This is a genomic window from Streptomyces sp. NPDC005302, from assembly GCF_040607345.1.
GTDB lineage: Bacteria > Actinomycetota > Actinomycetes > Streptomycetales > Streptomycetaceae > Streptomyces.
Genome location: NZ_JBEXGN010000013.1, coordinates 16,403 through 29,103, shown reverse-complemented (window position 1 = coordinate 29,103; position 12,701 = coordinate 16,403). Strand labels below are relative to the sequence as shown.

Sequence of the window (12,701 nt, the reverse complement as noted above, 5' to 3'; positions counted from 1 at the left end):
CTCGGCAGGTCGCGCGGCCCGCTTCGGCCGCGGGGTGTTGATCCCAGGGTTACGTCTGCCTCTCGCTCCGGCGAAGGCGACTCTCTGCCGCTGTGGTCAGCGCCGGCAGAACCGGGCGGTCGTCCCACAGTCGCGGCGACCGCCCGGAACCTCGCCCCGCGGACAACCGACCAGCACGTACATGCGTCAGCGTGGGAGGAACGGGCCGACATCGCTGCCGCACTGGCAGCCCGGCACGCCACTGGGCCGGTCGTGGGGCCTGTACGGGGTGGTCCGCTACCCGCAGGTCCTGCGGCATCTGCCGCAGGACGTGCGGCTCAAGCTGGTGCGACGGGTGCTCGGTCCGTTCGGTCCGTGGTGGCTCAAACGGCGCCTGGACGGCGTGGTGCCCACCCTGCTCGGCCGGCACATCGTCGGGGCCCGGCAGGACGCGGATCGGATCGAACTGACGACGTGGGACACCCGCGGGCATACCGAGGTCCTGCGGACCGGTCACGTCCTGGCCGCCACCGGCTACCGGGTCAGCCTCGACTCGGTCGACTTCCTGGCTCCCGGTCTACGGGCGAGGCCGGCACGCAACGCCGGATATCCGCGTCTGGACGCGGGGTTCGCGTCATCGGTGCCGGGCCTGTACTTCACGGGAATCCAGGCGGCGGCTTCGGACCTCTGATGAGGTTCACCTGCGGCACCCCATTCGCCGCGCCGAGGCTGGCACGATCGGTGGAGATATCCCGCTTCGACGCGGGGCGGGGACCTCTGGCCCAGGTAGCGGGCACCCGCACCGACCCGGCATGCTCTCTGTCTCCAGACCACGCGACAGTGCTCCTCGTCCTTCTCGATGCACAGCACCGCGACCCGGGCCCGAGCTGCATGTTCGGCGAGCTGGTCGAGGTCGGCCTGGGCTGCGTCGGTGCGTAGCAGGCCGCGGAAACACGCACGGCCCTCGCTGATCCGCCCCTCCCAGAACGGAGCCCGGTTGTCCTTCGGGTTCCCCAGCGATGCCGGTCTCGTCGAGAGCGTGCGAGAGGCTGGTCTTGCTGAAGCCCGGCTTATGGCTGATGGGTGTCAGGCGAACGTCGTCGACCAGGCTGACCTGGGCAGAGAGCAGGGACTCGACGAAGGAGTCGATGTCGCGGCCCCTGTATCCGGCGGACGACGGACCCTGGACTGCCGTTTGGGCCAGGCGGAACAGGTCGTCTAGGGACACGTCGAGTGCGTCGGCGAGCGCGCCGACGGTGAAGAAACCTGGCTGAATCGGGCCCCGCTCTCCAGCCGCTTCAGCAGGTGAGCTGGATGCCGGCCTCCTTTGCGAGGCGTTCCGGGGTCCATGCGCGCTCCTCACGCAGGGCCCGGACACGAGCGGCAAGCGTCCGGGCGGGGGAGTGCGATGGGGGCGTTAAGGGGCGTTCGGCGACCGGCAGCCTAGCTTCCGTCGGAATCACACAGCCAGTCCTCCGTGCTCGCCCGGAGCACGCCTTGGTGCCGTGGGATGGCGAGGGAGGCCGGCTGAGCTGTCGAGAGCCTTGCGGAACTATGGTTCTCCTTCGGGCCCTTGGTGCTGTTTGAGATTCAGATGTTGGATCTCGATGGACACCGCCTCCCGCACCAGTCGGCGGGCGTGAGACAGCGGAAGCGCGCCGCTCAACCAGCGCGTGCTGAGTCCTTCCAGAAGTCCGGTGAGTCGCTCCGCGGCTGTTGTGAGAGTGGGCGCGGCGGCCGTCGGCTGGATGCGGCCCAGGAGGGCCGCGATCTCGTGAATCCAGGCGAGGGTGGCGCCGGCCAAGTCGCCGCGCAATTCGGGCTCGAAGATCGCGCTGGCGCGCAGCTCACCCCACGCCGTGCTGTTCTCGCGGACTTCAGGGGTGTCCTGGAACTCCAGCAGGAGGGACTGCTCGAGTTCGCGGCGGGCGTCGTGCGGTTCAGTGGTGAAGTCCCCATCGGCTGTGTACCGTTCGGCCCGGTCGCTGATGAACTCCAGCGTCTTGCGCAGGGCGCCGGCCCGGTCCTTGAAGTGGTAGTAGATCAGTGCGGTGGAGACCCCGGCTTCGGCCGCCAGCTCATCCATCCGCAATCCGCGAACCCCCCGTCGGGCTATGAGTCGGGCGGCACCTTCCAGGATGGCCTTACGGCGGTCCGTCGCCACGTGATCCCCTCATGAGTGGTTTGAAACAGCAGTGTTGCATACTGACTGAATTCTTAGTTAGTTTGCTCCGCTGCTGTCGGCTCCGTCGGTATGCACCAGCCGGAATCGCGGCCCGCCCTGTTCGCCACTGCGCATGAGCGCTCCAGCGACTTACCGATACTGAGCGCGCCCGGCGTGCAGGGCGTGATCCGACCGGCGGAAGGTGCCGGATAAGGTTCAGGCCATGGCATCTCGCAGCACTCAGATCCTTGAAGCCGCAGCCCGGGTGATCGCCCGGCGCGGGGTCCGTGGTCTGCGCGTGGAGGAGCTGGCCGAAGAGGCTGGCGTGTCCACCGCGCTGATCTACTACCACTTCAAGGACCGCACCGGAGTCCTGCTCAAGACGCTGGAGTTCATCAGCGACCGGGCTGAGCGCTACACGACCCACGCTGATCCGGATGCTGAACCGCTCAGCCCGCGGCAGGAGCTGGACCAGACGCTTCTGCTGGAGCTCCAGGACACGGCCGTGGTCAGGGAGAACAGCAGCGCCTGGGGCGAGCTGCGGGCCAGCGCCGTCTTCGATGAAGTCCTGCGTGAAGACCTCGCGAGAGCCACCCTGGTATGGGTTCAGGACGTCGCGGCCCTGCTGGGCCAGGTCAGGCCCATGGCCTCGGCGGCGGCCCTCGCGGCGTCCGCCGAGCGGCTCACCGCTCTCCTGGAGGGTCTGAGCATGCGCTGGCTCAGCGGCATGCTCCCGATCGCCCACGCGCGGACCCTGATGAGCGAGGCCATCGAAGCCGAGGTCGACCGACTGGGCCGCTAATCGCGTGCATCGGTACCCGGCGCCCGCGTCATCGCCTCCCCGCACGGCACGACACCGTCAAAGCCCTCGGCGCCGAGCACGTCCTGGGCGGCCGGGCCACCGATCTCGCCGGAGAAGCCGGTGAGTCGACCGACGGCGTCGACCTGGTCCTGGAATCAGTCGGACAGGACACCTTCGTCGTCGGCCTCGGCGTCACCCGCCCCTGTGCCGGCCGCATCATCGTCTTCGGCGGCGCCTCCGCAGACGTCGCCCTGACGGTTCGCGACTTGGTCTTCCGTCACCGGGTCACTGCCAAGGGCCTGCACGCCGGCTCCATGGGCGCCGAAGCCCCCCGTCGTCTGCCTGAAGACTCTGGCGGAGCTGAAGGATCTGATCGCGGCGGGCGTCTACCTGCCCAGGACCTCCGAAATGCACGCCTGGCCAAGGGGTCAGCCAGCCTCGCCGACATGTAAAGCCGTCGCACCGCCTGCAAGGCGGCCCTCGCCCCCTGGGCCTGACGGAGAGGCGGGCTCTTGACCTCAAGGATGGGCAAGAGCCTGGCCCTCCGCATCTGTCGCCCCTGGCGACACATTGCCGGACCGTCCCGGAAGAGAAGGACGTAGCTGTGACCCGAACGTATTGACTGGAATTTCAGTCAGTGTCACTGTTGGGCCGCGTGCCCCACGTTCGACACTCCTGAAGGGACGGGACCCATGCGTGTGACCAGGTCCGCTGGCCAGGAGGCGCCATGCCTCTGACCCCCACCGAGCGGGACCGGCTGCTGCTCTTCACGGCCGCCGAGCTCGCGCGGACGCGCCTGGGGCGCGGGCTGCGCCTCAATGTGCCGGAGGCGACCGCACTGATCGCCGACACGGTGTGCGAGGCGGCGCGTGACGGCCTGCGTCTGGCTGATGCCCTCCAGCGCGGACGAAGCGTACTTGGCCCGAACGACGTACTCCCCGGCGTCACCGACATCGTGACGGAGATCCAGGTCGAGGCGGTGTTCGACGACGGCACCCGCCTCGCCGTGATCAGTGCCCCGTTCGGGGATGTGGAGCACCGCGAGGGTTCACCTGGCGCCGTCCTGCCTCACGCGGACGCCCTTCCTCAGCCGGAACCGGTCGTCGTCCTGAAGGTCCGCAACGCAGCCGCGGTCCCAGTGAGCGTGACCTCCCACTTCCACTTCTTCGAGGTGAACCCCCGCCTGGACTTCGACCGTGCGGCCGCGTACGGCATGCGGCTCGCAGCCCCGGCCGGGTCCTCCACCCGCTTCGACCCCGACGCCGTCGTCGAGGTCGGGCTCGTACCGATGGGCGGAGAGCGGATCGCGATCGGATTCGCGGGCCTGGTCGACGGTCGGCTGGACGCGCCCGGCGCGAAGGCGGAAGCCCTGCGTCGCGCTGCCGTATCCGGTTACCTGGGCGCCGTTGCGACGGAAGGACCGGAAGGTACAGAACGATGAGCAGGCCAACCAGGCACAGCGACCACTGCGCGCCCGGCAGCAGCCGGCACATCGACCCGCACGAGTACGCCACCGTGCACGGGCCACGTGCGGGCGACCGAGTCCGGCTCGGCGACTCCGGACTCGTCGTCCGCGTGGAGTCGGACGCGCAGGCGTACGGCGACGAGTTCCTGGCCGGATTCGGCAAGACCGCTCGGGACGGAATGCATCTGAAGGCGGCGGCCGTCCGTGACACCTGTGACGTCGTGATCACGAATGTCCTGGTGATCGATGCCGTACTCGGCATCCGCAAGGTCTCCATCGGCATCCGCGAGGGCCGGATCCTTGCGATCGGGCGGGCCGGAAACCCCGACACCCTCGACGGCGTCGACGTGGTGGTGGGCACCGGCACCACGATGATCCCCGGCGAGGGCCTGATCGCCACCGCCGGTGCGATCGACACGCATGTCCATCTCCTCTCTCCACGGATCATGGAGGCGTCCCTGGCCTCCGGCGTCACCACGATCATCGGCCAGGAGATCGGGCCGACCTGGGGCGTCGGCGTCAACTCCCCCTGGGCACTCAGACTCGGCTTCAACGCCTTCGACGCCTGGCCGGTCAACATCGGCTTCCTGGCCCGGGGGTCCGCCTCCCACGAGGCGCCCCTGGTCGAGGCGCTCGCCGAAGGCGGTGCCTGCGGTTTCAAGGTGCACGAGGACATGGGCGCGCATACCCGCGCCCTGGACACCGCGCTGCGCGTCGCCGAGGAGCACGACGTGCAAGTCGCCCTGCACAGTGACGGGTTGAACGAGTGCCTGTCGGTGGAGGACACCCTGAGCGTTCTCGACGGCCGGACGATCCACGCCTTCCACATCGAGGGCTGCGGCGGCGGTCACGTACCAAATGTGTTGAAGATGGCGGGCGTTGCGAACGTCATCGGGTCGTCGACCAATCCCACCCTGCCGTTCGGGCGGGACGCCATCGCCGAGCACTACGGGATGATCGTCTCCGTCCACGCGCTCAAGACCGACCTGCCGGGCGACGCCGCCATGGCCCGCGATCGGATCCGGGCCGGAACGATGGGCGCGGAGGACGTCCTGCACGACCTCGGCGTGATCGGCATCACGTCCTCCGACGCGCAGGGCATGGGCCGGGCGGGGGAGACCATCCGGCGCACTTTCGCGATGGCCGGGAAGATGAAGGCCGAGCTGGGCCCCTTGAACGGCGACGGCGCGTACGACGACAACGCCCGCGTCCGGCGCTATATCGCCAAGCTCACCATCAACCCCGCCATCGCCCATGGTCTCGCCCACGATGTCGGCTCCATCGAGGTCGGCAAGATGGCCGACATCGTGCTCTGGCGGCCGCCGTTCTTCGGTGCGAAGCCGCAGATGGTCATCAAGAACGGCTTCCCCGCCTACGGGGTCACCGGCGATCCGAACGCTGCCACCGACGCCTGCGAGCCGCTGGTCCTGGGCCCGCTGTTCGGCGCCCATGGAGCCGCTCCGGCCGACCTCTCCGTCGCCTTCGTCAGCCGTGCCGCCGCGGAGGCGGGCTCCTTGGGCTTGCCGCACGACACGCTGATCACGCGGCGCAGACGCGTTGCCGTCCGGGGTACCCGCGGTATCGGCCCGGCCGACATGGTCCACAACGCCCGTCTTGGGCAGGTGGATGTCGACCCTCGCGACGGCCTCGTGACCCTCGATGGCGAGCCGATGCGTTCCGAGCCGGCGCAGGCGGTCTCGCTGAGCCGCCTGTACTTCCTCTGACACTGCCCGCGCCAACCAATTTTTCAAAAGCTGCCGCTCTTCTTGACTGAAATTTCAGTCGGGAGCAAGATGCTGTTCACACCGCGTACCCGTCCTGCGCCTCGGCCCGGCTGAGTCAGCGCCCGCCGACCGGTACTTCTGGCGAAACGAAGAGAGATCCGTGATGACTGCATTCCGTATGCCTGCCGAATGGTCCGAACACGAGGGGTGCCTGATGGCCTGGCCCGTCCGTGAGGACCTGTGGAGCAGCGTCCTTGACGACGTCAAGGAGGAGTACGCGAACGTCGCCCGCGCGATCGCCGAGTTCGAGCCGGTGACCATGGTCGCGCCGCCCGGCCACGGAGACGACGCCCGGACCAGGTGCGGCGACGAGGTCACCGTCGTGGAGCTGGCGCAGGACGACTCGTGGTTCCGTGACTCCGCCCCGCTCTTCGTGCTCGACGGTGACGGCAACCGCGCCGGAGTGGACTTCCGCTTCAACGCCTGGGGCCGCAAGCACCACCCGTACGACGCCGACGACCGGGTGAGCGCCCTGCTGCTCGACCACCTCGGCGTCGAGCGCATCGCCTCCGACATGATCTTGGAGGGCGGGGCGATCACCGTCGACGGCGAGGGCACGCTGATCACCACCGAGCAGTGCCTGATGCACCCCAACAGGAACCCGGGGCTCAAGCGGAACGAGATCGAGACCGAGCTGAAGTCCCAGCTCGGCGTCGACAAGGTTGTCTGGCTCCCGTACGGCGGTCTGCTGGACACGGAGACCGACGGGCACGTGGACGGCGTCTGCGCCTTCGCGGCTCCCGGCAAGGTCGTCGTCTCGCTGCCCGACGACCCGGACCACCCCGACTACGCGCGGATGCGTGCCAACCGAGCGGTACTGGAGGCAACCACCGACGCCCGGGGCCGGTCGTTCGAGATCGTCGACCTCCCGCAGACCGCGTTCGTCGACATGGCCGAGGGCGAGATCGAGGTGTCCTACCTGAACTACTACGTGGCCAACGGCGGCGTCGTCGCCCCCGTGGCCGGCGTCCCCCAGGACGACGCTGCCCTCGCGGTCATCGCCGACGCGTATCCCGGGCGCAAGGTCGTCGGGGTGCGGGCGCCCGTGATCGCTTTCGGTGGCGGCGGTGTCCACTGCATCACCCAGCAGGTCCCCGCCGTGGTCACCACCGCCTGAATCGAGTACGGACTGCTCTCGGCGGACTGCTCTCGGCGGTCCGCCGGCCCTCGCCCCCCGGAATGAGAGCGCGACGATGACCCCACCCCAACTCCTCGGCAGGACAGGTCCGCCCGGCAGACGTGGACGGATGGCCGTGACGGCGGCCGCCCTCACCTGCCTCGCCACCCTCGCGGCCTGCTCGGGACCGCCCAAGGACTCCGGCACCGCCAGCGAGTTCAAGCTGTCGGCCTCCACGCCCAAGGCCCGCGGCGAGATCACCTCGTTCACCTGGGCCGTCTACGCGGAACCGCCCACCCTCGACTACACGGCGGCGTTCGACTACCCGCAGAACACCATCCTGTCCAACGTGTGCGAGAGCCTGATGCGCTGGACACCGGGGCTCACCATGGAGCCCGGCCTGGCGAAGAAGGCGTCCAACCCCGACCCCAGGACCTGGGTCTACGATCTGCGCGCCGGGGTGCGGTTCCACAACGGCAAGGAGATGACGGCCGACGACGTGGTCTACAGCCTCGGCCGCCAGATGGACCCCAAGAACGCGGCGGCCTGGGCCGAGGTCTTCCAGAACGTCGCCTCCATACGGAAGACCGGACCGCTCCAGGTCACCGTCGAGCTCAAGAGGCCCGACTCCCAGTTCCCGCAGTACATGGCGACCGCCGCGGGCGTGGTCGCCTCCAAGGCCGGCGTCGAGGAGGCGGGCAAGGACTACGGAACCTCCGGGGGCCTCGCCTGCACCGGGCCGTTCAAGCTCGGCGCCTGGAACAAGGGGCAGTCGATCGAGCTCGACCGCTTCGACGGCTACTGGGGGAGGAAGGCCAAGTCCGAGAAGGCCGTGTTCCGATTCCTGACCGATCCCTCCGCACGCACCAATGCCATGCTCAGCGGGGAGGCCGACGGCGGCTACCTGATCCCCACCGAGAGCTATGGCCACCTGCGTGACAGCGGCGTGGGCTCCCTGTACTTCGGTGAGGGTCTGACCACGGTCAACGTCAACGTCACCAACATGCAGGGCCCGCTCGGCGACGTCCGCGTACGCCGCGCGCTGTCCCTGGCCCTGGACCGCTCCGGGTTCGTCAAGGCCGGGCTCGGCGGTGCGGGCACCAGCACCGGTTCGATCACCCCCCGAGCCGTCTGGGACGCGGCCTCGGAGCCGACCCGCAAGGCCGCCCTCGGTGGGCTGCCGCCCGCGAAGCCGGACATCGGCAGGGCCAAGGCGTTGATCAGGGAGGCCGGTGCCACCGGCAAGACCCTGACCGTGGCCACCAGCCCCATCGGCCAGGACGTCTCCCTCCTCGCCACCGCGCTCCAGGCGGCCGGCACCCAGATCGGCCTGAACATCCGACTCAAGACCATCGCCCCGAACGCCTTCACGGCCCTGTTCACCGATCCCAAGGCACGCGAGGGCATCGACCTGTTCCCGTACACCTCGTACTACAACATCAGCGACCCGCTCGACCTCCTGGCGAACTTCAGGACCGGCGCCTACCTGAACTTCGCCGGCTACAGCGAAAAGGGCTACGACGAGCTAGTCGCCCGGGCCACCGCCGTCTACCCGCGGGAACCGCGGATGAGGATCGAGGCCGAACTGCAGAAGCAGGCCGCCGACAAGGTGCTGTGGATACCGGTCGCCGAGTGGCCCACGTCGATCTTCCTCAACAAGAGGATCACCGGCGCCCCCACCTCCATCTCGTACATGTACTACCCGTGGGCCGCCGATGTGGGGGCCGCGAAGTGAACTTCCTGAGGTTCGCCGTACGTCGCCTGGCGGAGATGGCGACCACCCTGCTCGGTGCCTCGTTCGTGGTGTTCGGTGCCCTGTACCTGGCGCCGGGCGACCCGGCCAGCTTCCTCCTCTCGGGCCGCTCGGCCTCACCACAGGCCCTCGCCGCGGTCAGAGCCCAGTACCACCTGGACGACCCGTTCTTCGTCCGGTACTTCCGCTGGCTCGGGGACATCGTGCAGGGAGACTTCGGGCGGTCCATCACCTACCGCACCGACGTCTCACGGTTGTTGGCCGACCGCCTCCCCACCACACTGCTGCTCGTCGTGATGGCGCTGGTCGTGGTCGTCGTGATCGGTCTGGCACTGGGCTGGATCGCCGCCGTGCGCGGCGGTGGCACGGATTCCACCATCCTGATCGGCACCACGCTCGCCGTCGGGACGCCGTCCTTCGTCGCCGCCGTGCTGCTGCAGGGCCTGTTCGCCGTGAAGCTGGGCTGGTTCCCCAGCAGCGGTGCCGGTGACGGCTTCGCCGACAAACTCTGGCACCTGACGCTCCCCGCGATCGCTCTCGCGCTCTATCTGATCGGCATGCTGGGCCGGGTGACCCGCTCCACCATGCTCGAAGCCCTCGGCAGCGAGCATGTCACCGTCGCCCGCAGCCGCGGTGTCCCCGAACGCCAGGTCATCAGCCGCCACGTCTTCCGCAACTCCCTGGGCACCATCCTCACCACCGGCGGGCTGATCGTCTCCACCCTCCTGATCTGCACCATCCTCGTGGAGACCGCCTTCAGCATCGGCGGCATCGGCCAGCTCCTGGAGCTGTCCACCACCACCAAGGACTTCCCGACCGTTCAGGCCATCTCCCTGATCGTCGTCGCTCTCTTCATGGCCGTGAACCTGATCGTCGACCTACTGCTGCCCCTGGTCGACCCGCGGATCGCCCTCGGAACGAGGAGTACCTCCGTATGACCGCCGTCCTGACCCGCCGCCCCGGCCTCTCCAGGATCCGCACTGCCGGGTCCCCGCTGTATCTGGCCTGCCTCGTCTTCGTCGCCCTGGTCACCACCGCCGCGCTCCTCGCCCCATGGATTGCGCCCTACGACCCCAATGCGGTCGACCTCGGCAACGCGATGGCCGCTCCCGGCGCGGAGCACTGGTTCGGCGTCGACGCCGCCGGGCGCGACACCCTCTCCCGGCTCCTGCTCGGCGCCCGCACCTCGCTGCTCGGACCGCTCGGGGTCGTGGTCTTCTCCACGCTCGCCGGTGTCGCGGTCGGTATGTCGGCGGGCTGGCGCGGCGGCTGGCTCGACTCGGTCCTGTCGCGCAGCACCGAGCTGGTCTTCGCGTTCCCTGGACTGCTCCTGGCGGTCCTGATCACCGCGGTCTACGGAGAAGGGCTGATGGCTCCCGTCGTCGCCCTCTCCATCGCCTACCTGCCCTACGTCAGCCGGCTCACCCGCTCCCTCGTCCTGGCCGAACGCAAACGCCCCTACGTGGACGCCTACCAGGTCCAAGGCCATTCGGCGCTCCAGATCTGTCTGCGCCACATCCTGCCCAACATCGCCCCCGTCGTCCTCGCCCAGTCCACCATCAACTTCGGATACGCCCTCATGGACCTCGCCGGCCTGTCCTTCCTCGGCCTCGGCATCCCCGCACTCACCCCGGACTGGGGCCGCATGGTCTTCGACGGCCAGACCGCCATCCAGCACGGCTACCCGCTGTCGGCGATCTGGCCCTGCGTGTTCATCGTGCTGACCGTCGTCGCCTTCAACGTGGTGGGCGAACGCTGGGCCGACCGCGTCGCCAGGAGGACCCCATGAACGAGGACCCCATGAATGCGGTGGACGCGACCACGTCCACGTACACACTCGACATCCAAGGGCTGCGGATCAGCCTGCCCGGCACCGCCCGCCCGGTCCTCGACGGCGTCGACCTGCACGTCGGCGCCGGCGAGACCGTCGCCCTCGTAGGCGAGTCCGGGTCCGGGAAGACGCTCACCTCGCGCAGCGCCCTGAACCTGCTGCCGCCCGGCGCCACCGTCGAGGGCGCCGTGCTCGTGGGAGGCCAGGACGTCCTCACCATGAACGCCGACCAGCTGCGCGGGCTGCGCACCAAGTCCGTGGCCATGATCTTCCAGGACCCCCGCGCCGCCCTCAACCCCCTACGCCGCATCGGTGACTTCCTCATCGAGAGCGTGACCCTGACTCGGAGCATGAGCCGGACGGAGGCCACCGCCCGAGCCACCGAACTCCTCCAGGCTGTCGGCCTGGACGCCTCCGCGCTGCGCAAGTACCCCGGTCAGGTCTCCGGCGGCATGCTGCAACGTGTCATGATCGCGGCCGCGCTGATGGGTGACCCGGCGCTCCTGCTCGCCGACGAGCCGACCACGGCGCTCGATGTCACCACGCAGGCAGAGGTCATCTCCCTGCTGGCCGAACTGCGCGAACGCTTCGACACAGGCCTGCTCTTCGTCACCCACGACCTCGACCTCGCCGCCGCCATCAGCGACCGCGTCTACGTCATGTACGCCGGGCGGATCGCGGAGAGCGGCCCCGCGCAGGTCCTCTTCGCGCAGCCCCGACACCCCTACACCGCATTGTTGCTCGCCTCCACCCCGCGCTTGGAAGCCCCCGTAGGACGGCTTGCCGCTATCGACGGCCAACCTCCCGACCTGAGGCAGGAGTTGCAGGGCTGCGCGTTCGCCGCCCGGTGCTCGCTGGCCACGGAGATCTGCGACCAGCAGGCTCCCGAGGCGCTGCAGGCACCGGGCCGGCCCCACCACCAGGCCGCCTGCCACCACTCCGATCGGCTCGAAGGGAGCCCCGTCGATGCCTGAGCCCGTACTGGAGGCCGTCGATCTCCACCGCGCCTTCGGCGACGTCCGCGCCGTCGACGACGTATCGTTCGCCCTCCCCGAGGGCGGTTCCCTCGGCATCGTCGGGGAATCCGGGTCCGGCAAGACCACCACCGCCCGGATCATCGTCGGACTGGAGCGCGCCGACGCCGGCCAAGTCCTCGTACGCGGCAGGGAACGCGACACGCGAAGCCGCGGCCGGGTCCAGCGTCTGGCACGGGCCCGCGAGGTCCAGATGGTCTTCCAGGACCCGTACCTCTCCCTCGATCCCCGGACCAGCGTCGAAGACGTCCTGCGCGAGACTCTGCGCCTGCACTTCCCGGGCACCGGCCACGACCGGCGCATCCGCGAACTCCTCGACCATGTCGGCCTGGGCACCCGCGCCGCCGACGCACGACCGCGGCAGCTCTCCGGCGGCCAGCGCCAGCGCGTCGCCATCGCCCGCGCCCTCGCCGTCGAACCGGCCGTCCTCGTCCTCGACGAGGCGGTCGCCGCGCTCGACGTCTCCGTCCAGGCGCAGATCCTCAACCTGCTCGCCGACATCCGGGAGGAGACCCGGATCGGCTACCTGTTCATCACCCACGACCTCGGCGTGGTCCGGTGCGTCACCGACGAGGTCATCGTCATGCGCCACGGCCGCGTCGTCGAGGCAGGGCCCACAGCCGAGGTGCTCTCCGCACCACAACACCCCTACACACGGCTCCTCTTGGACTCCGTGCCCCGCCCAGGCTGGGACCCCGAGGCGATCGCCGCCGCCCGCCGGGCACTCTGACGCTCCCTGACGACGGCCTCACCCTCTCCCCTCCGGGGGCGG

The 12,701-nt window shown here is 69.4% G+C and carries 12 protein-coding genes and 1 pseudogene; 11 read left to right on the top strand and 2 right to left on the bottom strand.

The features are described from left to right. The first annotated feature begins 181 nt into the window (after positions 1-181). Positions 182-670 (top strand): hypothetical protein, encoded by a 489-nt coding sequence (locus ABZT74_RS20510; RefSeq protein ID WP_356437101.1) that lies wholly within the window; start codon positions 182-184, stop codon positions 668-670. Positions 671-867: 197 nt separating this feature from the next. Here the strand turns inward: ABZT74_RS20510 and ABZT74_RS20505 are convergent. Together ABZT74_RS20505 and ABZT74_RS20500 are read right to left on the bottom strand one after the other, a co-directional pair. Then, positions 868-1,207: pseudogene (locus tag ABZT74_RS20505) on the bottom strand (DUF488 domain-containing protein); the annotation flags it as partial. Positions 1,208-1,531: 324 nt separating this feature from the next. After that, positions 1,532-2,143 (bottom strand): TetR/AcrR family transcriptional regulator, encoded by a 612-nt coding sequence (locus ABZT74_RS20500; RefSeq protein WP_356436732.1) that lies wholly within the window; start codon positions 2,141-2,143, stop codon positions 1,532-1,534. 223 nt (positions 2,144-2,366) lie between these two features. Between ABZT74_RS20500 and ABZT74_RS20495 the strand changes: the two genes are divergently transcribed. The 10 genes from ABZT74_RS20495 to ABZT74_RS20450 all read left to right on the top strand — a co-directional run bounded on the left by ABZT74_RS20495 (position 2,367) and on the right by ABZT74_RS20450 (position 12,659). Then, positions 2,367-2,945, top strand: a complete 579-nt coding sequence (locus ABZT74_RS20495) for a helix-turn-helix domain-containing protein (RefSeq protein WP_356436730.1) — start codon at positions 2,367-2,369, stop codon at positions 2,943-2,945. Then, positions 2,858-3,397: a zinc-binding dehydrogenase gene (locus ABZT74_RS20490; RefSeq protein WP_356437081.1), complete on the top strand. Its 540-nt coding sequence runs from the start codon at positions 2,858-2,860 to the stop codon at positions 3,395-3,397. Before ABZT74_RS20495 ends, ABZT74_RS20490 begins: the two co-directional genes overlap by 88 nt. 275 nt (positions 3,398-3,672) lie before the next feature. Next, positions 3,673-4,386 (top strand): urease subunit gamma, encoded by a 714-nt coding sequence (ureA, locus tag ABZT74_RS20485; protein ID WP_356436727.1) that lies wholly within the window; start codon positions 3,673-3,675, stop codon positions 4,384-4,386. Further along, complete coding sequence (locus ABZT74_RS20480; protein WP_356436724.1) at positions 4,383-6,134, top strand: urease subunit alpha; 1,752 nt, start codon at positions 4,383-4,385, stop codon at positions 6,132-6,134. The genes ureA and ABZT74_RS20480 overlap by 4 nt, the downstream gene beginning before the upstream one ends. Positions 6,135-6,297: 163 nt before the next feature. After that, the gene (locus ABZT74_RS20475) at positions 6,298-7,311 is read left to right on the top strand and encodes an agmatine deiminase family protein (protein WP_356436722.1); all 1,014 of its coding nucleotides are present in this window, start codon (positions 6,298-6,300) and stop codon (positions 7,309-7,311) included. Positions 7,312-7,387: 76 nt separating this feature from the next. Then, on the top strand, positions 7,388-9,046 hold the full coding sequence (locus ABZT74_RS20470) for an ABC transporter substrate-binding protein (protein ID WP_356436719.1): 1,659 nt from the start codon (positions 7,388-7,390) through the stop codon (positions 9,044-9,046). Continuing rightward, positions 9,043-10,002 (top strand): ABC transporter permease, encoded by a 960-nt coding sequence (locus ABZT74_RS20465; RefSeq protein ID WP_356436716.1) that lies wholly within the window; start codon positions 9,043-9,045, stop codon positions 10,000-10,002. Before ABZT74_RS20470 ends, ABZT74_RS20465 begins: the two co-directional genes overlap by 4 nt. After that, on the top strand, positions 9,999-10,853 hold the full coding sequence (locus tag ABZT74_RS20460) for an ABC transporter permease (protein WP_356436713.1): 855 nt from the start codon (positions 9,999-10,001) through the stop codon (positions 10,851-10,853). The genes ABZT74_RS20465 and ABZT74_RS20460 overlap by 4 nt, the downstream gene beginning before the upstream one ends. Then, positions 10,850-11,869: an ABC transporter ATP-binding protein gene (locus ABZT74_RS20455; protein ID WP_356436710.1), complete on the top strand. Its 1,020-nt coding sequence runs from the start codon at positions 10,850-10,852 to the stop codon at positions 11,867-11,869. The genes ABZT74_RS20460 and ABZT74_RS20455 overlap by 4 nt, the downstream gene beginning before the upstream one ends. Next, positions 11,862-12,659 carry an ABC transporter ATP-binding protein gene (locus tag ABZT74_RS20450; RefSeq protein WP_356436707.1) on the top strand — a complete coding sequence of 266 codons (798 nt, stop codon included), beginning with the start codon at positions 11,862-11,864 and terminating at the stop codon, positions 12,657-12,659. Before ABZT74_RS20455 ends, ABZT74_RS20450 begins: the two co-directional genes overlap by 8 nt. The last annotated feature ends 42 nt before the right edge of the window (positions 12,660-12,701 follow it).

What these genes read in the sequence shown, in the direction of transcription:
- ABZT74_RS20455 (WP_356436710.1), top strand. Translation starts at nt 10,850, where the DNA reads ATGAACGAGGACCCCATGAATGCGGTGGACGCGACCACGTCCACGTAC.
- ABZT74_RS20460 (WP_356436713.1), top strand. Translation starts at nt 9,999, where the DNA reads ATGACCGCCGTCCTGACCCGCCGCCCCGGCCTCTCCAGGATCCGCACT.
- ureA (WP_356436727.1), top strand. Translation starts at nt 3,673, where the DNA reads ATGCCTCTGACCCCCACCGAGCGGGACCGGCTGCTGCTCTTCACGGCC.
- ABZT74_RS20450 (WP_356436707.1), top strand. Translation starts at nt 11,862, where the DNA reads ATGCCTGAGCCCGTACTGGAGGCCGTCGATCTCCACCGCGCCTTCGGC.
- ABZT74_RS20480 (WP_356436724.1), top strand. Translation starts at nt 4,383, where the DNA reads ATGAGCAGGCCAACCAGGCACAGCGACCACTGCGCGCCCGGCAGCAGC.
- ABZT74_RS20470 (WP_356436719.1), top strand. Translation starts at nt 7,388, where the DNA reads ATGACCCCACCCCAACTCCTCGGCAGGACAGGTCCGCCCGGCAGACGT.
- ABZT74_RS20475 (WP_356436722.1), top strand. Translation starts at nt 6,298, where the DNA reads ATGACTGCATTCCGTATGCCTGCCGAATGGTCCGAACACGAGGGGTGC.
- ABZT74_RS20510 (WP_356437101.1), top strand. Translation starts at nt 182, where the DNA reads ATGCGTCAGCGTGGGAGGAACGGGCCGACATCGCTGCCGCACTGGCAG.
- ABZT74_RS20495 (WP_356436730.1), top strand. Translation starts at nt 2,367, where the DNA reads ATGGCATCTCGCAGCACTCAGATCCTTGAAGCCGCAGCCCGGGTGATC.